21 protein-coding genes are annotated in these 22,070 nt (G+C 42.4%); 10 read left to right on the forward strand and 11 right to left on the reverse strand.

Annotation, left to right across the window (positions count from 1 at the left end; translation table 11 throughout):
- Positions 1–80: 80 nt before the first annotated feature.
- Positions 81–1,169, reverse strand: a complete 1,089-nt coding sequence (locus AAJP47_RS01985; protein WP_346716228.1) for a porin — start codon at positions 1,167–1,169, stop codon at positions 81–83.
- Positions 1,170–1,724: 555 nt separating this feature from the next.
- Positions 1,725–3,923: a malate synthase G gene (locus AAJP47_RS01990; RefSeq protein WP_346716229.1), complete on the reverse strand. Its 2,199-nt coding sequence runs from the start codon at positions 3,921–3,923 to the stop codon at positions 1,725–1,727.
- Between the two features lie 546 nt (positions 3,924–4,469).
- Between AAJP47_RS01990 and AAJP47_RS01995 the strand changes: the two genes are divergently transcribed.
- Complete coding sequence (locus AAJP47_RS01995) at positions 4,470–5,171, forward strand: MiaE family protein (protein ID WP_346716230.1); 702 nt, start codon at positions 4,470–4,472, stop codon at positions 5,169–5,171.
- A 168-nt stretch (positions 5,172–5,339) separates the two neighbouring features.
- Here the strand turns inward: AAJP47_RS01995 and AAJP47_RS02000 are convergent, their stop codons facing one another.
- The 6 genes from AAJP47_RS02000 to mtgA form a co-directional block, all read right to left on the reverse strand.
- Complete coding sequence (locus AAJP47_RS02000; RefSeq protein ID WP_346716231.1) at positions 5,340–5,546, reverse strand: hypothetical protein; 207 nt, start codon at positions 5,544–5,546, stop codon at positions 5,340–5,342.
- A 61-nt stretch (positions 5,547–5,607) separates the two neighbouring features.
- A complete protein-coding gene (locus tag AAJP47_RS02005) occupies positions 5,608–6,012 on the reverse strand; it encodes a hypothetical protein (RefSeq protein WP_346716232.1) in 405 nt (134 codons plus the stop codon).
- Between the two features lie 100 nt (positions 6,013–6,112).
- Entirely contained in the window at positions 6,113–6,394 is a 282-nt protein-coding gene (locus AAJP47_RS02010) for a hypothetical protein (protein ID WP_346716233.1), read from the reverse strand.
- A 102-nt stretch (positions 6,395–6,496) separates the two neighbouring features.
- Positions 6,497–6,709: a hypothetical protein gene (locus tag AAJP47_RS02015; protein WP_346716234.1), complete on the reverse strand. Its 213-nt coding sequence runs from the start codon at positions 6,707–6,709 to the stop codon at positions 6,497–6,499.
- 316 nt (positions 6,710–7,025) lie between these two features.
- Positions 7,026–9,161, reverse strand: coding sequence for a polyphosphate kinase 1 (gene ppk1 / locus AAJP47_RS02020; RefSeq protein ID WP_346716555.1), 2,136 nt, complete (start codon positions 9,159–9,161; stop codon positions 7,026–7,028).
- 231 nt (positions 9,162–9,392) lie between these two features.
- Positions 9,393–10,079: a monofunctional biosynthetic peptidoglycan transglycosylase gene (gene mtgA, locus AAJP47_RS02025; protein ID WP_346716235.1), complete on the reverse strand. Its 687-nt coding sequence runs from the start codon at positions 10,077–10,079 to the stop codon at positions 9,393–9,395.
- Positions 10,080–10,382: 303 nt separating this feature from the next.
- Between mtgA and AAJP47_RS02030 the strand changes: the two genes are divergently transcribed.
- The 4 genes from AAJP47_RS02030 (at position 10,383) to AAJP47_RS02045 (ending at position 14,113) form a co-directional block, all read left to right on the forward strand.
- On the forward strand, positions 10,383–10,709 hold the full coding sequence (locus AAJP47_RS02030; RefSeq protein WP_346716236.1) for a glutaredoxin family protein: 327 nt from the start codon (positions 10,383–10,385) through the stop codon (positions 10,707–10,709).
- A 38-nt stretch (positions 10,710–10,747) separates the two neighbouring features.
- Positions 10,748–11,926, forward strand: coding sequence for an alpha-hydroxy acid oxidase (locus tag AAJP47_RS02035; RefSeq protein ID WP_346716237.1), 1,179 nt, complete (start codon positions 10,748–10,750; stop codon positions 11,924–11,926).
- Positions 11,927–12,187: 261 nt separating this feature from the next.
- Entirely contained in the window at positions 12,188–13,171 is a 984-nt protein-coding gene (locus tag AAJP47_RS02040) for a rhomboid family intramembrane serine protease (RefSeq protein WP_346716238.1), read from the forward strand.
- A 126-nt stretch (positions 13,172–13,297) separates the two neighbouring features.
- Positions 13,298–14,113 carry a MipA/OmpV family protein gene (locus tag AAJP47_RS02045; protein WP_346716239.1) on the forward strand — a complete coding sequence of 272 codons (816 nt, stop codon included), beginning with the start codon at positions 13,298–13,300 and terminating at the stop codon, positions 14,111–14,113.
- A 97-nt stretch (positions 14,114–14,210) separates the two neighbouring features.
- On the opposite strand, the gene AAJP47_RS02050 is transcribed toward AAJP47_RS02045, so the two are convergent.
- A complete protein-coding gene (locus AAJP47_RS02050) occupies positions 14,211–14,648 on the reverse strand; it encodes a hypothetical protein (protein WP_346716240.1) in 438 nt (145 codons plus the stop codon).
- Between the two features lie 364 nt (positions 14,649–15,012).
- Here AAJP47_RS02050 and AAJP47_RS02055 point away from each other — a divergent pair, with 364 nt between their 5' ends.
- Entirely contained in the window at positions 15,013–16,161 is a 1,149-nt protein-coding gene (locus AAJP47_RS02055) for a DNA cytosine methyltransferase (protein WP_346716241.1), read from the forward strand.
- A gap of 11 nt (positions 16,162–16,172) precedes the next feature.
- Positions 16,173–17,258, forward strand: coding sequence for a type II restriction enzyme NmeDI-related protein (locus tag AAJP47_RS02060; RefSeq protein WP_346716242.1), 1,086 nt, complete (start codon positions 16,173–16,175; stop codon positions 17,256–17,258).
- 133 nt (positions 17,259–17,391) lie between these two features.
- On the opposite strand, the gene fumC is transcribed toward AAJP47_RS02060, so the two are convergent.
- Positions 17,392–18,795, reverse strand: a complete 1,404-nt coding sequence (gene fumC, locus AAJP47_RS02065; RefSeq protein ID WP_346716243.1) for a class II fumarate hydratase — start codon at positions 18,793–18,795, stop codon at positions 17,392–17,394.
- A gap of 342 nt (positions 18,796–19,137) precedes the next feature.
- Between fumC and AAJP47_RS02070 the strand changes: the two genes are divergently transcribed.
- From AAJP47_RS02070 to AAJP47_RS02080, 3 genes are read left to right on the forward strand one after another with little or no spacing between them, the layout of a single operon-like run.
- A complete protein-coding gene (locus tag AAJP47_RS02070; RefSeq protein WP_346716244.1) occupies positions 19,138–19,773 on the forward strand; it encodes a 5-formyltetrahydrofolate cyclo-ligase in 636 nt (211 codons plus the stop codon).
- Positions 19,773–20,009 (forward strand): hypothetical protein, encoded by a 237-nt coding sequence (locus AAJP47_RS02075; protein WP_346716245.1) that lies wholly within the window; start codon positions 19,773–19,775, stop codon positions 20,007–20,009. Before AAJP47_RS02070 ends, AAJP47_RS02075 begins: the two co-directional genes overlap by 1 nt.
- A gap of 43 nt (positions 20,010–20,052) precedes the next feature.
- Entirely contained in the window at positions 20,053–20,496 is a 444-nt protein-coding gene (locus AAJP47_RS02080) for a hypothetical protein (protein ID WP_346716246.1), read from the forward strand.
- Positions 20,497–20,517: 21 nt separating this feature from the next.
- Here AAJP47_RS02080 and AAJP47_RS02085 read toward each other — a convergent pair whose 3' ends face one another.
- The gene (locus tag AAJP47_RS02085; RefSeq protein ID WP_346716247.1) at positions 20,518–21,879 is read right to left on the reverse strand and encodes a Na+/H+ antiporter family protein; all 1,362 of its coding nucleotides are present in this window, start codon (positions 21,877–21,879) and stop codon (positions 20,518–20,520) included.
- Positions 21,880–22,070: the final 191 nt, after the last annotated feature.

Below are 22,070 nucleotides of genomic sequence, written 5' to 3' on the forward strand. Positions count from 1 at the left end.
TACCTAACAAAAAATTTTAGACGACATAAAAAAACTCACCCCGAAGGATGAGTTTTTATAATCAGATTCTAATGGTTAGATTAGAATTTGTATTCTAGGCCAGTACCAACGACGATTACTTCAGTATCGCCAGAAGTCGTAACTAATTGATCTTCTTCTTGTACAGTATCAGTCCATGAGTAACCAGCATTGTCAGCTTTGTTCATACCAGCATAAGCATGCATAATGATGTTGTCTTTAAAGAAGTATCTGCCACCAACAACAATTTGGTCTGAATCAGAGTTATTGAAACCGTTCAAGTTACTAGTGTTGTTATACTGGGCGTATACAGACGCTGGACGGGCAAAGTTAGTTAGACCCATCTCGCCACTGATAACAAAACCTTTTTCTTTCTTATTGTCACTTGAGTTATCAGCACCATCATAATCCGCTACTTGATATAGCGCGCCTAGTCTTACAGGGGCTGCGATATATTTGCCTAAATCAACAGTAGCCGTACCACGGATGATATCACCATCGATGTTTTGATCTTTATCGTATGCAATACCAGCAGTGAAGCCAGTACCTTGATCAAACATCATCGCAACACCGAAACCAGCATTGTCGTTACCATTTGCATCATCAGAGCTGTACATGGCAGACAATTGTAATGGTAGACCGTCATACTTTGGTGCAGTCCAGATAACTGAACTTTGGATACGGTTACTATCCGCCATGTTTAACGCTTCAACAGCTTCGCTTTCGTTCTGTGTAGTACCTAAGTTATCCCAGTAACCTTGGTTAACAACAACGTTGTCGATTCTGGCTAGGCTTGATTGGTTTTTACCAACACGGAACTCACCAAACTGCTTGTTTACCACACCAAGATACGTATCACGGTTAGTGAAACCATTGCTATCACCATCGATACGTGTGCCATACTCTAACTGATAGATAACATCAGTATTAGCAGTCATGGCTTCAGAACCTTTTAGACCAATACGTGAACCATGAGAATTAATCTCTACCGTGTCTTCATCATAGTTGAAAGCAGGAAAACCTGTGTTCGAATCAAAATCGGTATTCACATAGTCAGCAGCTAAGAATGCTTTACCATATAGAGTTGGCGCTGCATTGGCTGCAGATACAGATAAAGCAGCAACTGCTGTAGCTAAAAGTAGTTTTTTCATGGGGTATCTCCACTTTACAATTTTAGTAATAAGCGAGCTATTATTAGCTGATGCTCATAATGGTATCGTCACAAATCCTCAAAGATATAATGTGTAACTGGCTACCGAGATTAGTCAGAAACAAGTGTGGCGAAGTTCTATTACAGTAAGATGAAAAAAACCATGACTTACATAACTTGGATTAAAAAAGTAACTGCCATGTAAACTTTGGTCTTAATCGGTCCGTTGCGTAACATCCGTTACCAAACTCATACTTCGAATACAAGCATAACAACTTTGACATAATTTGCAACACATTTTTTCGCTTTTTAAACGTGACAATTAATAATTAATATGCACATTATTGAATGTATTTATCCACAAAAAAACGCTCTACCTGCAAATACAGATAAAGACCGAATAGATTCCTATAATGGCTTTGATTGTAAGAGAGTGTCCTCAATCTGAACAATGAACTTTCAATGGACTAATAATAAAGCGCTATTTATCTATGAATAAATAGCGCTTATAAAAACAATTTATCCTATTTACAGCACAGGTAAACATCTGGCCAAATTAACAATGGGCTTTTAGATCAAGGCGCGCCTGATGTAGTAACGGTTCAGTATAGCCACTAGGCTGCTCGCGACCTTTAAAGACCAAATCACACGCCGCTTTGAAGGCATAAGAGTTGTCAAAGTCATTTGCCATTGGTTGATAATCCTCATCATCCGCATTTTGCTCATCAACCACTTTGGCCATACGCTTCATGGTATCCATCACTTGCGTCTCACTGACCACATCATGATGCAACCAGTTGGCAATATGCTGACTGGAAATACGTAACGTCGCACGATCTTCCATTAAGCCCACGTTATCGATATCAGGGACTTTCGAGCAGCCAACACCTTGGTTTACCCAGCGTACAACATATCCCAAAATACCTTGCGCATTGTTATCAAGCTCTTGCTGCTTTTGCTTCTCCGTCCAGTTGATATCTTTTGCCAATGGAATGGTTAAGATATCGTCTAAGCTGGCACGTTCGCGAGACTTTAAGTTGTTTTGTACATCAGCAACATCTACTTGATGGTAATGTATGCTGTGCAAGGTTGCGCCTGTCGGAGATGGCACCCATGCCGTGGTCGCACCAGACTTAGGATGTGCCGCCTTGGTCTCCATCATCTCTTTCATCTCATCAGGTTTTGCCCACATGCCTTTGCCAATCTGAGCATGACCTTGCAGACCAGTCTCTAAACCAATATCAACGTTCCATTGCTCGTATGCGGGCAGCCACGTTTGCGACTTCATCTCCCCTTTTGGTACGAACGGGCCTGCATTCATACTGGTGTGCATCTCATCACCGGTACGGTCTAAGAAGCCTGTATTGATAAAGATGACACGCTCTTTTGCTTGACGAATGGCTTCTTTTAGGTTGACCGTCATGCGGCGCTCTTCGTCCATAATGCCCATTTTTATGCTATAACGCTCCAGCTCTAATAGGTCTTCTGAGGCATTAAACAGGTCATTGGCCATTTTGACTTCTTCAGGACCATGCATTTTTGGTTTAACAATATACATTGAGCCTTTACGAGAGTTAGATAGCTCGTTTTTACCTCTCAAATCATTGAGCGCCAATAATGGTGTAATCAAACCATCCATCAACCCTTCGAAGATTTCTTCCTGACCATTGCCCAAATCCACTAAAATGGCAGGGTTTTGCATCAAGTGACCCACGTTACGGATGAGCAATAATGACCGACCGGGTAAACGAAGCTTGCTCCCATCTGGCGTATTGTATTCACGATCAGGGTTTTGGCGACGAGTGCGCGTCTTACCGCCTTTTTCAAAGGTTTCTTGCAAGTCACCATTCATCAGCCCAAGCCAGTTACGATACACTTCTACTTTTTCTTCTGCATCGACCGCTGCGATTGAGTCTTCACAGTCTTGAATAGCGGTAATGGCTGATTCAAGTAGCACGTCTTTAATATGGGCTGGGTCATCTTTACCAACTGGATGGCTGGCGTCTATTTGAATCTCTACATGCAAGCCGTTATTTTTTAGCAAGATACCCGTTGGCGCTGTCGCTTCATCTAAAAAACCAACGAACTGAGCCGGATCTTTTAACGTCGTACTGCTATCGCCTTGAATCACTTCAAGCTTGCCGTCAGCAACTTTAAAGCCTGTTACGTCCGTATAGGAGCCTGATGCTAACGCAAAATGCTCATCTAAGAACTGTTTGGCGTAAGCGACAACCGCAGCACCGCGAGTTGGGTTATAACCGCCTTTTGCTTCTTGACCATTTTCTTCACTAATGACATCTGTGCCGTATAAAGCATCGTACAAGCTGCCCCAACGGGCATTGGTTGCGTTCAACGCATAACGAGCGTTACGTACTGGTACTACCAGCTGCGGCCCTGCAATACTTGCAATTTCATCATCGACATTTTCTGTCGTGACAGTGAAATCCTCCCCTTCTGGCAATAAATATCCAATCTCTTGCAAAAACGTCTTATAGGCTGGATAGTCAATCTCACCGTCTTTAGCAGGATGTTGTAGATGCCATTGATCGATTTGTGCTTGAATCTTTTCACGCTTTTCTAACAGTGCCTTGTTACGCGGGGTGAATTCTTTGATAATTTTTTCAAAACCTGACCAATAGTTTTCTGAATCAACCCCGACTTTTGGTAGCACGTCATTTTCAATAAAGTCATACAACTGCTGGTCGATGGCAAGAATGCCTTTTTGAATTCGATTGTCGTTAGAAGACTGGCTCATGTTGTTATCCTTATCTGTTCGTGAGGTATGTAAATACGAAATTGCTATCGCAATGATGAGATATTGTCAGCTTTGAATATATGCTCAACCGAGAGAGCATAAAAGGCAAACTTATTTCCTTATAATATAAGCGCGCCGTCAATAACGGCTCAAACATTTACATTAGATTATGAAACGAATCTTTGCTGTATCAACGTCCATGTATTAAAAAATACTCGTGATACGCTATGTTGTAAATGACGCTGACTGCTTTTACTTATGTGGATGCAGACAGATGAATTTTGGACATCTGTTGCTTTATATCATATTAGTAATTGCTATAATGCGTGTTGTCTTGTATTAACGTGTTATCAATAGTAAGCCAAGATGCCATGCAAGCAAAATCTTATCCTACTATCAATTATAAAAATAAACAAGAAATGGCCATTCATAAAATAAATGTTTGGGTTGTAGAATAATGATAATACAGGTAGCATCGGCGTTTAGCGTATATGACCAATGAGTAAGATCGTAAACACCTAAAGTAAAGATAAGAAGCCTAATCATATGAGCAATACTATAAGCAGCAATATTACCGATGATATGAACCACAATGACGTAGCAGAAGACAGTGTGGATATCAGACAACTGCGCTCCCCTATAAAAGTAGATCTGTCTGCTGTTTATGATTTTTTGGGTGCTAGAACCACGCAGTCTTGGGTTGATGCGGCCATCGAAAATCTACCGCTCATCATTCAAGATCATGCCAATTGTGAAAAGAAGGCAGCTGGCACAGCAATGAATTTGATATTTCGCTACGAGTTCTCTTATGATTTACAGTGTAAGCTTGCGCAGTTGATACGCGAAGAGATGCTACATTACGAGCAAGTACTCAGTCTGATGAATGATCGTGGACAAGAATGGCAATACTTAAGTGCCGGACGCTATGCCAAAGGCATGTTAAAGCACAAACGCACTTATGAGCCTGCGGCAATGGTGGATGTATTGATTATTGGTGCTTTTATCGAAGCGCGTTCTTGTGAACGTTTTGCCGCGCTGTCAGACGTCATCGACGATGAGCGCTTGGCAAAATACTATCGCTATTTACTGAAGTCAGAAAGTCGTCACTTTGAGGATTATCTGGCACTGGCTCAATCGCTGTCTGAGGATAATATCGATGAGCGAGTGGCGTTTTTTAAAGAGGTGGAAGCAGAGCTGATATCCAGTCCTGATAACGAACTGCGTTTTCATAGCGGCACGCCTGCCTAGTGAAACGCCTACTTAGTGGAACACCTGTACAGTAGAAGCCTGCCTAGCTGCTACTTACCCAGCTCGCTTTTAAGCTAATCAAAAAAAAGCGATGAGGGCTTTGAGATTGAACTCAAAACCCTCATCGCCTTGTAGAGACAAATCGGAAATACAGTTAGTATCACACGATTATTTATCACTTTCCATAAGCGGACTATCATACTGCTTATGATCTTTAGTCACACCATGCGGATCATGATCGTCTGTGGCTTTTTCAGCCGCCGCAGGATTGGCTTTTTGCAACGCATCATCAGGAACGATACCATTATTGTCATCAGCATCTTTTAGCTTATGGCCAGTCGTTGCTTCTTGTTTATCATCATCAGGTAAGCTCATCTTCGCTCCTTAGTATGTATTGCATATTGATATATTTGCATTTACAAAATGCCAATGCTCATTATCTGTTGCTGTTTTTTTCATCAGGATTTAGCACACGCGTTTGTGCATTGTCGATATTGGCATAGCGATTCATGTTGTTGATCTTGTCGCTATCGGGCGATTCGCTACCCACTGTTTCTTCATTGATGTTGTCATCAAACCCGTTACCTGGTTGGTCGCGGCGATCAGGCTGCCGTGCAGGATTGTCGTTTTTGTTAACATGCTCGGAATCAACCACGCCTTCTTTAAAGGTGTCTGTCCCTTTGTTCTCTCTGACGTTTTTTTCCACTTCATCATGGTCATCGATATGATTATCAATATCGTCGTCAGAATGGCGATTGATTGTCTGATTCTCATCACGTGTCATGTCAGTATCAGCTTTGGTGGCTCGAACCTTCGTTAAAGCAGGATCTTTGGTTTCCATTGTAATATCCTTTTGGTTGTTATAATTATTATTCAATCAGATGACTCATCACTATTCAATTAAATGACCAACTCTGTTGAGACATAAAATTTTGCGATTATTATTTATTAGCATTTTGACTTAAATCATAAGCATTTAAGTCAGCGACGTTTTTGCCACCCGCTGGGAGGTCTTCTTCTTTGCGCGGGTCGACGTAGACTTCGTCAGTTTCTTCTGATGCTTGCTGCGGGCCATCTATATCTGGCTTATGTTTTCGACCCTCGTAGCTGTCTTTAGAGTTACTAGCTTTAGAGTTACTGGCTTTAGAATTACTGTTTTGCGGTTCAGCAGGATTGACAACAGGTACGGCTTCTTCATCATTTGGTGGCGTATTCTCTAACATAATGTATTCCTTACGACTGATCGTTCAAGAGTCAATTATATGACTATGATTTATTCCTCATAGCCAAACGCAGACAACAAACTATTTATCCGTACCTACTATTTATTTATCCGTGCGTAGGTCATCTTCGATAAAAGGTGTCTCTTCTTCTTCGCTTAATGGTTCTGGTGCATCTACTTGCTTATTTTCTTCAAGGTTTTTTTCGATTTGCTCACCGTTTGCATGATCGACGGCTTTTTTAACGTCTGAGCTGTCATTGCTCACATTGTCGTTACTGGCATTGTTATCGCTGGCACCGTTATTAGTATTACTCATGACATATTCCTATTGTATGTGGGATAGACAAGTGATATTGCAGATAGTAAAACGGTTTAACATTTAGATAAATTATTATTTATAAACCATTCCTATACTGACAAATCCTTTGCGACTGCCATTTAGTATAAGAAGTCTATGGTTGGCGTTACCAGTGTACTGCCGTATCAATATGTGAATAAATGTGAGGTTACAAGACAGTTTGTAACTTTGATAGAAATGACCTTAAACAAAAGCGAGCACCCAAATAAAAACCAAGCACTAAATATTTCAGTACTTGGTTTTGGGCAATACTTACTAAAGCTTTATGAATGCGCTAAAGGGTCTCATCGACACTATTAATCACTTTTAATAAATGCGACTGAGCGACATGCGGTTTCTCTCCAGGCGCTGGCTGTACTTGCTTCCAAACGCCGTTGCCATTCAACGTCCATGCTTGCACGTTGTCCTGCAAATAGTTAAGTAAACCATCTTCATACACTTGCTTAAACAACTTTTTATTTTCAATGGGAAAAGCCACCTCTACGCGATGAAATAAATTGCGATCCATCCAATCCGCACTGCCACAATACAAGCGTTCGGCACCATTATTATAAAAGTAATAAATACGCGTATGCTCTAAAAAACGGCCAATGACAGAGCGTACCGTGATGTTTTCAGACAATCCCTTTACCTGCGGACGCAAACAACACATAGAGCGTAAAATCAGCTCAATCTTGACCCCTGCTTGCGAAGCATCATACAGTTTAGCAATCAAACGACGTTCGGTTAACGCGTTGGCTTTGATAATAATATGAGCGCGCTTGCCTGCCTGTGCATGAGTGATTTCATCATCAATAAAGCCCATTAATTTTTCATGTAAAGTAAAAGGCGCATGTAGCAGTTTTTTTAGATTGGCAGGTTTGCCCATCCCTGTCAGCTCTTGGAAGATATTGTGTACATCTTCTGAAATATCAGGGTCTGCGCTAAAAAGCCCGTAATCGGTATATACTTTGGCATTGGCAGCGTGATAGTTACCAGTGCCTAAGTGCACATAACGGCGAATGCGGTCATCTTCACGGCGTACGATGAGCATCAGCTTGGCATGGGTTTTGTAGCCGACGATACCATAGACCACAATCGCGCCAGCCTCCTGTAAATAGTTGGCCACAGCGATATTGGAGGCTTCATCAAAGCGTGCGCGTAGCTCGATAACGGCCGTTACTTCTTTACCATTACGCGCCGCTGCTGCAAGCGCTTTAACGATTTCTGAATTGGTTCCTGAGCGGTACAACGTTTGCTTAATGGCCAGCACTTTTGGATCGCTGGCAGCTTGCCACAGTAGATTGATAATCGGTGAAAACGCATGAAACGGATGGTGCACCAGCACATCACTTTTGCGCATGGCGGCAAACATACTCGTCGCCTTGTCCAACTTGTCCATCTCACGGCGAAACTCTTTTGGCACCACATGAGTAAAAGGCTGATAACGCAAGGCGGGAATGTTAAAGTCAAACAGTAGGCGCGTTAAGTTGACCGGGCCATTGACTCGGTACAGCTGATTATCATGCAGGTCAAACTCATCGAGTAAGTAATCACTAATATGTTCAGGACAATCGGTCGTGACTTCCAAGCGCACCTTGTCCCCAAAGCGGCGGTTCTCAAGCTCGCCCTCTAGCGCCTTAGCAATATCCTCGACATCATCGGCCAAATCCAAGTCAGCATTACGGGTCAGCCTGAACTGATGACAACCTGTCACATTCATACCGAGGAACAGCTCGCCAATATGCTCATGAATAATGGCTGATAACATCACATGATGCTCTTTGCCGCCTGTCAATTCATCGGGCAGGCGAATCACCCGCGGCAGACTGCGCGGCGCTGGTACAATCGCTAGATTGATATTACGACCAAAGGCGTCTTTGCCTTCTAAAGTTGCGATAAAGTTTAAGCTTTTATTGACCAAACGCGGAAATGGATGGGCCGGATCAATACTGATCGGCGTCAATACGGGCGATACTTGCTCAATAAAATAACGCTTCATCCAAGCGGACTGCTCGGCATTGAGCTCATCACGTTTTAGGTAGCGAATGTCTTCAAGGGCAAGCGCCGGCAGGATATCTTCATTCAGAATGCGATATTGCTCATCGATGGCATCGTGAGTGATGGTAGATATCTCATTGAGCAGCTCGCTAGGACGCATACCATGAGCGCTGGTGGACACATCGCCAATATTAAGCTTTTGCATAATACCTGCAACCCGAATCTCAAAGAACTCATCAAGGTTCGATGAAAAGATCATCAAAAAAAACAAGCGCTCAAGTAGCGGATGACGAGGACTGGCCGCCTGCGCTAACACACGCAGATGGAACTGTAATAAAGACAAGTCGCGATTGATATAACTGCTGGGTGAATAGCCGCCATCTTCTGAACGTTGCCATTCCACCTCAGTTAATGGCACATCGTCACTCATCGCATCGGTTTGATGATCGCTCTTGTTGCTCACACTTATATCCATCGTATTCTGACCGTTGCCATCGTTTTTTTCATCGTACACATCTGTCACGTCACTACTCCTGTCTCATTATCGATACGCTTATTTTTATAATATTGTTTGAGCGCTGGTTTACCACCCTCTTTTATAATCATTATTTGTGACAAAACACATCATCACCATTCAAACTTGCCTTTACTGACACTATTTTTAGGTTGCTTGGGGTAATACGGCATTTTTCATACGTTTTTTGACAATACGCTGCTTATTACGTAAGCGCCTATCACCTTGATTGTCTTCATAGTATTTTGGGTTGGTCAACATAGAGATCAGCAAGGCGGATTCATCACGATTGAGCTTGGCCGCAGATTTATCAAAATAATGCTGAGCCGCCGCTTCAATGCCATATATACCATTGCCAAACTCTGCTACGTTTAGATATGCGGTCAAGATTCGCTGTTTGTCCCAAAATGTTTCGAGCATCACCGTAATCACAGCTTCCTCGCCTTTACGAACGTACGAGCGATGCGAGGTTAAAAATAGGTTTTTTGCCAGCTGCTGGGTAATCGTTGAACCGCCAGCTGACATTTTTCCTGTCTCTTCATTTTTCTTTTGGGCGGCTTTGATGCCTTTAAAATCAAAGCCATTGTGCTGGCTAAATGTAGAGTCCTCACTAACTATCGCTGCTTGTTTGGCAGATTTTGCAATGGCGTCATATTCCGCCCACGTCTGCGTGACCGTACCGCCTGTCAAGCGATGAGTCAGCATAAACATACTGTTGTTAATAGGCTGGGTTTTCCAAATCAACAATAAGCCTGCAACCAACACATGGAAGGTCACTAGCAATAGTATTAATGCCAGTAATAGTCGTTTGAAAAATTTGCTAAAACTTGCCATGTGAGATACCCAAGTGATTGAAAAAATAATAAGATGAAAAGGCTAAGATAAAGTGAGTCACTATTAATAATTCACTATTAATAAGTTACTATCAATAAAAAACCACTATCAATAAAAAGTGATAAGCCAAAGCCTATAAATCAGTAATTAAAAACCGCAAGTCATCTTACCTAATCTCACAATCGCTGTCATTATTTACCCAATTTCTTTATCATGGCATAAAGAGTAAACAGTATTCATGTTTTTTGATTGAGATTTTAACCTCAGGTAATATTTGGTACGTCTTAAGATAAGAGAACAATTATGTCTATTAGCACTATACCTGATAATAATATTAAAGCACTACGAGCACGCATCATAGAGCAAAGCCCACGTCTTGGCACATGTCAAACCGTCGATAAGTGGTGGCTATTAGGGACTTCTGGCTGTCATTTATGCGACATCGCAGAGCAAATATTGATGCAATTTCAAGCGGTACAGCCGATTACTTATGAAAACATCGATATTGCCGATTTTGATGAGTCATTAATGATGGAATTTGCCACCACCATTCCCGTGATTTTGACGCCATCAAAGCGCTTAAACTATCCTTTTTCGGTGATGGATTTACAGCAGTTATTGATGCCCTAATCGTGAGCCAATCGTAACCCGTCTAGAGTGAGGAAACTATGAAACCCTTAGAAAAAATAACAGAAATTGAGGATTTACGCCGTGTGGCTGAGCGCAAAGTGCCACGTATGTTTTACGATTATGTCGATTCCGGCTCATGGACTGAGACCACCTATCGCAACAATGAAAGCGATTTTGACCGTATTAAGCTGCGTCAGCGCGTGTTGGTCAATATGGAAAACCGCAGTCTGGCGACTACCATGATTGGCGAGCCTGTCAAGATGCCAGTGGCCATCGCTCCCACTGGATTTACAGGAATGATGTGGGCGGATGGCGAAATCAAAGCGGCGCAAGCGGCAGAAAAGTTTGGCATCCCCTTCTCTTTATCCACCATGAGTATCTGCTCTATCGAAGACGTTGCTGCTCACACCAACAAACCGTTTTGGTTCCAACTCTACGTGATGCGTGATCAAGATTTTATGGCGAACCTCATTCGCCGTGCCAAAGAGGCCAATTGCTCCGCCCTTATATTAACCGCCGACTTACAGGTACTCGGTCAGCGGCACAAAGACATCAAAAACGGTCTATCAGCGCCGCCCAAACCGACCTTGACCAATATGTTGAATCTCATGACCAAGCCGCAATGGTGTCTCAATATGCTGGGCACAAAAAGACGCACGTTTGGGAACATCGTTGGTCATGCAAAAAACGTCGAGGATATCTCTTCCTTGTCTGCATGGACAGCAGAGCAATTCGATCCAGCACTCAGTTGGGACGACGTCGCCCGTATCAAAGATATGTGGGGCGGCAAGCTGATTATCAAAGGTATCATGGAGCCAGAAGACGCCATTATGGCTGCGCGTAGCGGTGCCGATGCGCTGGTGGTTTCAAACCATGGGGGTCGTCAATTGGACGGTGCGCTCTCCTCTATTTCTGCGCTCACAGATATCGTACAGGCGGTTCAAGCCGAAAACAGCAATATCGAGGTGTGGCTCGATAGTGGCGTCCGCTCCGGTCAGGATGTGCTAAAGGCCATCTCGTTGGGCGCTAAAGGCACGATGATTGGTCGCGCTTTTCTTTATGGATTGGGTGCTTATGGCGAAGATGGCGTACGCCGTGCGCTTGAACTTATTTATAAGGAGTGCGACATCTCGATGGCATTTTGTGGTCATACCGATATCAATAACGTCACGGACGATATCTTAGTAAAAGGCACGTATGAAAATCTTAAAATTTAAATAGAATACTCTAAAAAAACCAATAACCGTTAGACAATAACTGTGCGCTTATAAGTGACGTCGTCTGATTATAGTCGATTCTAAATAACACAGATACGTTATATCACGACGCGGAACTAATATAATTTTTTTTGGCTTGCTGTGCCTACGCCGACAGAGGCTGCAAAAAATTAATATCCGTTCCGCTGTATCGTTTTTATGCCGAACTCACTATATACCCTGTATACTTTACTGATAAATTTTCCGTCACCATTAGCTTTTATGACCATTCAACAATTATTAAAAACAGCACCTGTCACCACTTTATTATTAATAAGCTTTATCGGTTTGTTTATTATGCAGGTATTAACAGGCGCTGATGCCAACAACCCAACGTCTGAGATGTTGATAAAATGGGGGGCTAACGCCTTACCTTTTACCATGAATGATGAGCCGTGGCGCTTGGTCAGTAGTGCGTTTTTACACATCGGTCTGATGCATCTACTGTTTAACGGCTTTGCTATGTACTTTTTTGGTCGGATTGCTGAGCCGATGTTTGGTTCGGGTAAATTTTTGGCGTTGTTTTTACTCTCAGCAATCGGTGGTAATTTACTCAATACGCAAGTGACATGGCTAAGCATTTTGGATGGCACGGGACAAGTCGGACTGTCAGCGGGTGCCTCAGGTGGCATCATGGGCATTGGCGCGGCTTTATTGATGGCCGCTTTCTTTAACATGTCAGTCAATGGCATGAGGCTCAATTTAAGAAGCTTGCTCTTTATTATGGGCATCAATCTTGTGTATGGTTTTGCTGTGCCCGGTATTGATAACGCCGGTCACATTGGCGGTGCGATTACAGGGCTAGTCATCGCCCTATCTTTTGCGGTTGCTCACCGTCAGCGCGTGAATAATCTAACCCCAATCCAGCAAAATCCATCTATAAGCACACCGATAAACCAAAGCATTTATCAAACCAATAAGCAAAGCCCTTATCGCAATAATGGCGAGCACACCTATCAGACCCGCTACATTAACGAAGCATCTGATGCTGATAGTTCTCTGTCAACCCAAGCTAATACAGAAGATGAGACAAGGTTCAATAATATTACTCACAATAAAGCCATCGAACAAAAAACAGCGGCGAGGCCTTCATTAATTTGGCAATTGCTACCATGGGCGGTGATACTTCTCATCAGCATTGGTTTTGTCTGGTGGTGGCAAGACATTCACCAGCAACTCTTAGAAGTATTAAAAAGCATTGAGTAAACGAGCATAGTTATTTATCATTGCTGAATTGTTGTAAAAGCATCATACTCATTGAGCTTATCCTACTCCATTATTTCTGCCTAGTGCTACTATTCAACCATCCCCACTCAATCACGAGACTTGATTATGTTTAAACTTGCAGCGCTACCTACTCTCTCTGCGCGCACTTCACTTAGCCTGTTAACGGCGACTGCGTTGTTCAGTGTGTCTAGCATGTCTAGTGCCATTCCTTTTCTGAATAAAAACTTACCGACCGACCATGACGCTGTGTTGAGTGTTGGCGTCAACGCCATGGCAGTCAAGTCTGCCTACGATTTAGATGACAATACCGAGTTTCGGGTGTTGCCAGGCGTATTTTATGACAACAATAGAGTCTACGCACGCGGCGCACAAGCGGGCGCGTATCTGATCAATGATGGCACCAATCAGTTGTCTGTCTATGCTCAACCGTCTGGCAACAGCTTTGATCCTGACGATGCCAGTGGCAATTTGGCAGAATTGGACGAGCGTAAAATCTCAGCGTCGGCAGGTGTAAGCTATCAGCGCCGTACGCCTATTGGTGCATTTCGCGCACAAGTCGCGACTGATGTTTTGGATAAAAGTGGGGGCAACACGGCACGCTTGACTTATATTGGCAGAATCACCGCAGATAAGCTAACCGTCTATCCAAGCTTTGGCTTTGAATATTTTGATGAAGATTATAACAACTACTATTATGGCGTGACCGAAGCAGAGTCAGCAAAATCAGGCGTTGAACCGTATAAGTCTAACAACAGTCTGAACCCGTATATCAATATCAGCGCCAATTATGACTTTAATGAAAACTGGGCAGGATTTGCCAATCAAAGCTTGAGTTATTTGCCCAATGAGCAATATGACAGCCCAATGGTCAACTCACGTACGGATGCAACGACGACGCTCGGTTTGTTGTATAAGTTCTAGAGTTTTTGATAGATTTAATATGGAAAAGCTGAGCATTTTGCTTGGCTTTTTTGGTTTAAGTCGAGCTGTTGTAAATTCAAACGCTTTGCTGGCTTTTTTATCGTATCTTATTCGATTTTCGCTCTAAATAGAAGCGCCAAACCGTGCTTATAAATAACAATGTGTATGAGCCAATCCAACATCCAACGCCCCAAACTTTTAGTTCGATTTCTGAATCATGAATTCCTTTATCGCCTGTTGCTACTATGGTTGTGAGTAAAAAAGTGGACAACCCCAGAATAAAAGTGAAAGCGGCAAGCTCAATCGGATTTTTATGGCGAAACGTCAGGTATATCGCTAGCAAAAAAGTGAGATTACTATAAGCTTGAAATACCAAACCCATCCAACCAAACAGAATACCCGTGACTAAAGTCTCATAACCAAAGTAGGTCTCACCGTCGTAATGTAGCGTGGGTAAACATAGGGATAGCAGCCACATGTACAGAGCTATTTTAGACAGTGTTGGCGGGTTGGAATAAGTATCGTCAAGGCTCATGAGTTATCCTTACTTAGTATATTGGAGCAATAGTTGTTTTATCTAATGGTCCTAATATACCTATCTCATCACCCTTACTTTGCGTAAAAGCTGTGTCTTTGTCGCGTCCTCTTCATCAAAAATTCATAAGCATAAAAAAACCTTGTCGCGAGACAAGGTCTGTTTAACTCTGAATATAATCATCACTTCAATAACAAGGTAAACTGCAGCTAAACAAGGAAAAAGTGTTAGCTATGTACAAAATGAGCAGTATAATAGTTCGATGGTAGACTCACGTACTGAATCATCAAAGACACTTAGTTTGCTTTAATTTATCTAGAAAATCAATGCTTTAAATATAACATAGGACTTTTGACTTCAATTTATGAATAAAAATCAACAAATAAAAACTGGAATATTTTCTTTTTTTTCAGGAGCTGGGTTTTTGGACCTTGGTTTTGATACTACCACTGGCTTTGAGACTTTATTTGTAAATGAGTACCATGAGCCTTTCATGGAAGTTTATAAGTCTTCAAGAGAGAAAATGAATATATCGGAGCCTTTGTTTGGATATAGTACTGAAGATATTTGCGAATTTCTAGAGAATGAATGCTTATTATCATCATTGTCAGAGAACATAATAGCAGCAAAGTCTAATTTTGACTTGATAGGCTTCATTGGAGGCCCTCCTTGTCCTGATTTTTCAGTCGGTGGCAAAAATAAAGGCATAGAAGGTGAAAACGGGAAACTTTCAGCGACTTATGTTGAGTTAATAATTAAAAACCAACCTGATTTCTTTCTTTTTGAAAATGTAAAAGGTCTTTATCGTACTAAAAAACATAAAGCTTTTTTCGATGACATGAAAATAAAGTTAATTGACAAGGGTTATTTATTAACAGAAAAATTGATAAATGCCCTAGAATTTGGCGCACCGCAAGATCGTGAGCGTATCATTCTTATAGGTTTCAAGCAGAGCACTTTAAAAAGATTTAGTGTAAAGATACGTAGCACCTCAGTTCTTGAATCATTTAATTGGGATGCTAAACTATTATATGACGCTAAAAATATTTTATCTCAAAACTGGCCAACGCAAGAAACATTTATTGAGAATCTAGATAAACCTTGTCCTGATGGGGTTAATGAAAAGCTCACAGTCCAGCACTGGTTCGATAAGAACGATGTTTTAAACCATCCAAACTCACAGCACTACTTCCAACCGAGAGCAGGTTTACCAAAATTCCAATCAATCAGAGAAGGCGATGATCTAAAAAAATCATATAAACGATTACATAGATGGCGATATTCACCTACAGCGGCATACGGTAACAATGAAGTTCATTTACATCCATATAAAGCTAGAAGAATTTCTGCTGCTGAGGCTTTAGCAATTCAGTCTTTACCAAAAGAATTTGTTATTCCTGAAAACATATCTCTTACTAATATGTTTAAAACTATTGGCAATGGTGTTCCTTATCTTGCCTCGAAAGGTCTTGCCGAAACGCTACAACATTTCATAGAAAGTTTTAATAAGTAAGAAGGGGTACTATGCAAAAGCTATCAGCAGGAAACCTTGTATATTTTCTAAATCAACTAGATAAGAATCAGACTTACAACTATATAAATCCAAAAACAAAAGGGTTAATAAAAATTGAAGGCATTGATCTACCTGAGGGTCCTATAAGAATTAAAAGGTGGAACCCTTCTAAAGGAGAAACTGAACTAGATAAAAAGATTGAAACTATTTCAAGCGAATTGATTTGGCGAATCGCTAATGCTTTTAATCCAAATCAACCCATAAACTTTGATCGTGTCTTGGGTGGTAGTTATAATACAAGAAGTGTTCTTGAAGCTTTATTAGCACATACTCCTCAATTTTACTATTGTTATCCAGGTCGTATCGAGAACAAAGGGAGTCTATCAAGTGTTAAGCATGGGCATAAGCATATAATCTGGAAGCCTGAAGCTCCACATAGATCAGGTATACTTGAGAGTATTGAAACAGATATTGTAATTTCCGAAATGCCCGCACTAGATGCGTTTTATGATTCACTTGTACTTCCAGATTCATTTGAACAACAAGAAATAGATATTGATATACAAAGGCGACATGCTCAAATTCAGATAGCGCTTTACTTTATTGGTAAACAATTAAGTTTTAGAACTTGGATTGCGCAAAATGATAAAGGGATTCTTTATCAGAATAAAAGGATTAGCGAGTATGAAGGAGTAATTGCTTCATTAAAAGATGAAAAACTGATGACTGCATATGATGATGCAATTCAAGCAGCATTACTGATTGACTGTATATGGTTCAAAAACGGAAGGTTGATGCCTGCGGTTATGGAGATTGAGCACTCTACGGGAGTTACAAGTGGCCTGACTCGAATGAAAAACTTTTACGATAAGTTTCCACCTTACCCCACAAGATATGTAATTGTTGCGCCTGATGAATTACGGGATAAGGTAATAAGAGAGGCTAACAAACCTCAGTTTAAGGAGTTAGATATAAGGTATTTTACCTATTCAGCGGTCGAAGAGCTTTATTCACTTTGTCAAAGAAGAAGTCTTAGGGGAGTTACTGAGGAGTTCTTGGATTGCTTTATGGAAAAAATACTAGATAAGCATTTTTAACTAATTACCCTATCGATAACATCTGTCACTCTTGCTTCGGAATTTTAAAGCGATAAATAAGCGTAAACAAAACCAAAAAAAAGACCTTGCCAAATGACAAGGTCTTTTTTTATTCTAAGAAGTCTTTGATAGCTTACTTAGGATGTACCATATCAGCAGGGATGACCCACTCATCAAACTGCGCTTCAGTTAATAGCTCCAGCTCAACTGCCACTTGCTTCAAGGTTTTGTTTTCTTTATAAGCCGTCTTAGCGATTTTTGCTGCATTTTCATAACCAACATGACGGTTCAATGACGTCACTAGCATCAACGAGTTGTGCAAGAAGTCATCAATTTTGTCTTTTACTGGCTCGATACCCACCGCACAGTTTTCGTTGAAGCTGTTGCACGCATCGCCAAGCAGTTTAATAGACTGTAATAAGTTAAAGGCGATCACTGGCTTATACACGTTTAGCTCAAAGTTACCTGATGCACCAGCCATGCTGATAGTTACGTCATTACCCATAACCTGAGCGACAACCATGGTCATGGCTTCTGACTGCGTTGGGTTTACTTTACCCGGCATGATAGAAGAGCCTGGCTCATTTTCAGGAATCGTCAACTCTCCAAGACCACAACGAGGGCCTGATGCCAACCAGCGTACGTCGTTCGCGATTTTGTTTAAGCTAGCAGCGAGCGTTTTTAGAGCGCCTGACGCAAATACTTCGGCATCACGAGCGGCCAGCGCTTCAAATTTGTTCGGTGACGTGACGAACGGCAAGCCCGTCAAAGTTGACAGTTGCTCAGCTGCTTTTACGGCATAATCAGGATGGGCATTTAGACCAGTACCAACGGCAGTACCGCCTAGTGGCAATTCATACAAGCCTTGTAGCGCGTTGTCGATACGCGTTAATGAATGGTCCAGTTGGCTCACATAACCGCTGAACTCTTGGCCTAGCGTCAAAGGCGTGGCATCTTGCAAATGCGTACGACCGATTTTGACGATACTGTCGAATTCTTTTGCTTTTTTGTCCAAGGTATCACGCAGTGCTTGTACCGCTGGGATCAATAAGCTGTTGATCTGACGCGCAGCCGCCACACGAATCGCGGTTGGGAAGCTGTCATTGGTAGACTGAGCATGGTTGACATGGTCATTTGGGTGAATTGGCGTGTAACTACCGCGCTCAGAACCCGCGATTTCGTTGGCACGGTTGGCAAGTACTTCATTCATATTCATGTTTGACTGTGTGCCAGAACCTGTCTGCCATACAACGAGTGGAAACTGATCCGTTAGACCACCGTTGATGATTTCGTCAGCCGCTTGTACGATCAAATCACGCTTGTCATCTTCGATACGCTCAAGGCTTGCATTGGTAATCGCAGCAGCCTTTTTGACCAATGCCATCGCTTCGATCATTGGACGCGGCAATGTTTCGCCACCGATTTTGAAGTTTTCGCGGCTACGCTGCGTTTGCGCACCCCAATAAGCGTCAGCTGGGACTTCCACATTGCCCATGGTGTCTTTTTCGGTACGAGTTGCCTGATTCTGTGTCGACATAACTACCCTCTTTGATGGTTTGTTGTTTTATGGCTGAGCCGTAAAAAGTGCAACATCCGCTGCACATAAAGGAGAATACGATATAAAGTGGCGTTATGATAGCATGACTAACGCGCGTTGAATATTCACAAATAAACGTTGCGGTTGTCTAAAAATATCAGCCATCTTCAACTCATAGCCAGTTCAAAACAAAATCGATACGTGAGTAGTCACCTGCTACTGGTATCAATTTTTCTTGCTTGCTGTTCGCAAGCGTGACAGAGACTACAAAAAATTTACCCCAGTAGCATTGCTTCGGTTGTAAAGTGAATCGACTCTACTACATGATTGGATCGCCTTTATATGCTTCCTGAACCCAAAAGTCCTACATCAAAGGATTCTGAAATCAGCAACCCACCCAGACGACACTTTACACGCCAGCGACGTCAGTTAAGCGATGGCGCACGTAGAAATTTAGCACAAGCAGCAAGTTTGCATTTAACCAAGCTACAGCAGCGGTTGCCAGTCAATTCGCGTATCGGCTTATATTATGATGGCTTCGGTGAGTTGCCCACTCAGTCACTGCTGGACTGGTGCAGGCGCTTAGGCTATTTGCCTTATTTGCCTGTCGTTGGTTCATTAGGCAGTGACGATAAACGATTGCGTTTTGTACCGATTTATCATACCAAACTCGTCAACGTACCAACCCGTATTCATCGCTTGGGTATGAAGCAAAACCATCATCGGCGTTTGCTGTGGGCGCGCGAATTAGACGTGATTATCTGCCCGCTGGTAGCGGTAGATTTAAACGGCAACCGTATGGGAATGGGTGGTGGATTTTATGACACCACGCTAGGCAAAAGCTATCGTGCTGGTGCGTCAAGGCCATTAAAAATTGGCTGGTGTTATGATTTTCAAGTGGTTGAAGCTTTGCAACGTCAGCCATGGGATGTACCATTAGATGGTTTGATTACGCCAAGCGGCATAAGGTGGTTTTGATGAGTAGGAATAAACAGTCTGACGAAAAAGAATCTAGCGCGGATAATGTGGACGAGTATCTGCAAACATTGGGCAATGATGACGCTAGGGAGATACGTTATTACAGTCAAGAACAGCCGTTTAGTTCTGAAGATATGACAAGATTAATCAATGAAGAACGCTTAAATAAGTTGCTCGCACAAAGTGATGACTTTTTGAGTAGTTTGAATGGTGAGATTAAGGATTTTGATGAATAGTACTTATCCAAAATAATAACTCAGCAAGTAGCGAGTATAACGCATGCGAACAAAGCGACTCTCTCTAAAATCAATAAAAGCTTACTTCTACGCCAAACCATTGCGCATCGCTTTTGCTGTTTTATGGCTGTTTTTCGCCTATCAAATTATTGCCTCAGGTTTTTTGCCAAACCCTTATGCCTTACCTGATGATAATCCTGAGCCGCATTCTTATTCAATGGCATTAGTCATCATATTAATGATTTCGATGATTTTAAACTTAAGCTTACTCGTCGTTATAGATGTATATATGCGTAGTAGATGGAAGTTTTTAATCATGCTAATGATGACGGCATTGTTTCTGGTCTACTTTGGGATGATGGCAATACATGCGCCGCCCTCATTAGCTTGGATGATTATGTGGACATTTTTGTCATTTATATTATGTTTGATACTGTGTTTTTGTCAGACTTTTTTATTTATTTTGCGACGAAGTTTTGGCAAATAAAAAACTTAATAATCTGCTTATCTACAACACCATCGCCGCTATCCAACCAAACGCCAATAATGGTAGATTATAATGCAAAAAAGTCGGCACCACGCTGTCTTTAATATGGTCATGCTGACCGTCGATATTGAGACCGGACGTTGGCCCAAGGGTTGAATCCGACGCAGGCGATCCTGCATCACCCAGCGCGCCCGCCGTACCGATAATCGCCACAGTCGCCAATGGTGAAAACCCTAAAGAGATACACAGCGGCACATAAATCGCGGCCAAAATAGGAATGGTCGAGAACGACGAACCAATGCCCATCGTCACGATGAGACCGATGGCAAGCATGATAAATGCCGCAATCGCTTTGTTGCCCGCGAACAAAGACGCCGCACCATCGACCAATGGCTGAATCTGCTCAGTCGCTTTCATCACTTCTGCAAAGCCTTGTGCGGTAATCATAATAAAGCCAATCATTGCCATCAGCTTGATGCCATCATTAAAGACGGTATCGGCTTCCCGCCACTTGACCACGCCTGTCGCCATAAAGACACCAAAGCCAAACATAGAACCAAGCAAAAGCGAATCGGTATAGAGCTGCACCACAAATGCGGTGACAATAGCAGCCAAGGCAACCAGCGTTTTTAGCTTGCTTTGCGTTTGCGCGTCCGCAGCCGTTTTGCTTAACGCATCACCTTCTACCACGGCATCGTGAGCCGCTTTGTCTATCGCCACTTGCTCGTAATGACGCGGCTTACGATAACTGACAAACACCGCTACGATTAAGCCTAAGAGCATTCCTAGAGCCGGAATGGCCATCGCTTTCACAACCGAAATATTGGCGACATCGATGCCCGCTTCGCCAACGTTTTTTAGCATGATTTGATTGAGGTAAATATCACCAAAGCCGTACGGAATAAACATATACGTGGTGACCAGACCAAAGGTCAACAGACAAGCGATGAGTCGTCTATCAATCTGCATCCGATTAAAGGCCAGTAGTAATGGCGGTACAAGCAATGGAATAAAGGCAATATGAATGGGGATTAGGTTTTGACTAAAGCAGCTCATGGTGATTAAGCCTGCAAATAGCATATACTTAATCAAACCACTGGTGCCGCCTGCATCAATACGTTTAATCACAGCGCCTGCCAATGATTGCGGCAACCCAGAATGTGCGATCGCAACCGCAAACGCGCCCAGCAAGGCGTATGAGAGCGCGATTTGCGCCCCATTGCGAATGCCTTCTTGAAAAGCCTCTAACGTATTAGTAATACCAAGACCTGCCAGCAATCCGCCTGCCAGCGCCCCGATCAATAAACTGAGCACCACGTGCACTCTTGAGAGTGACAGTCCTAGCATGATGATAACTGCTAGAAGTACTGCATTGATTGCCATGTGTTGCCCCTTTTCTACTTGCTTTGTCTGTTTGGCCTATGATGACCAACGAATTGCTTAAAACCGATTACGCTATAGTAAGATCACTATAAAAACTGTCAGCGTGGCTGGGATAAATTTTTAAAAAGTATCTCAAACCTACTGTTTAAAAGAGCGGTCTGAAATACCATCTAACTAGAACGCGCTAACTA

This window comes from Psychrobacter halotolerans (assembly GCF_039680845.1).
GTDB lineage: Bacteria > Pseudomonadota > Gammaproteobacteria > Pseudomonadales > Moraxellaceae > Psychrobacter.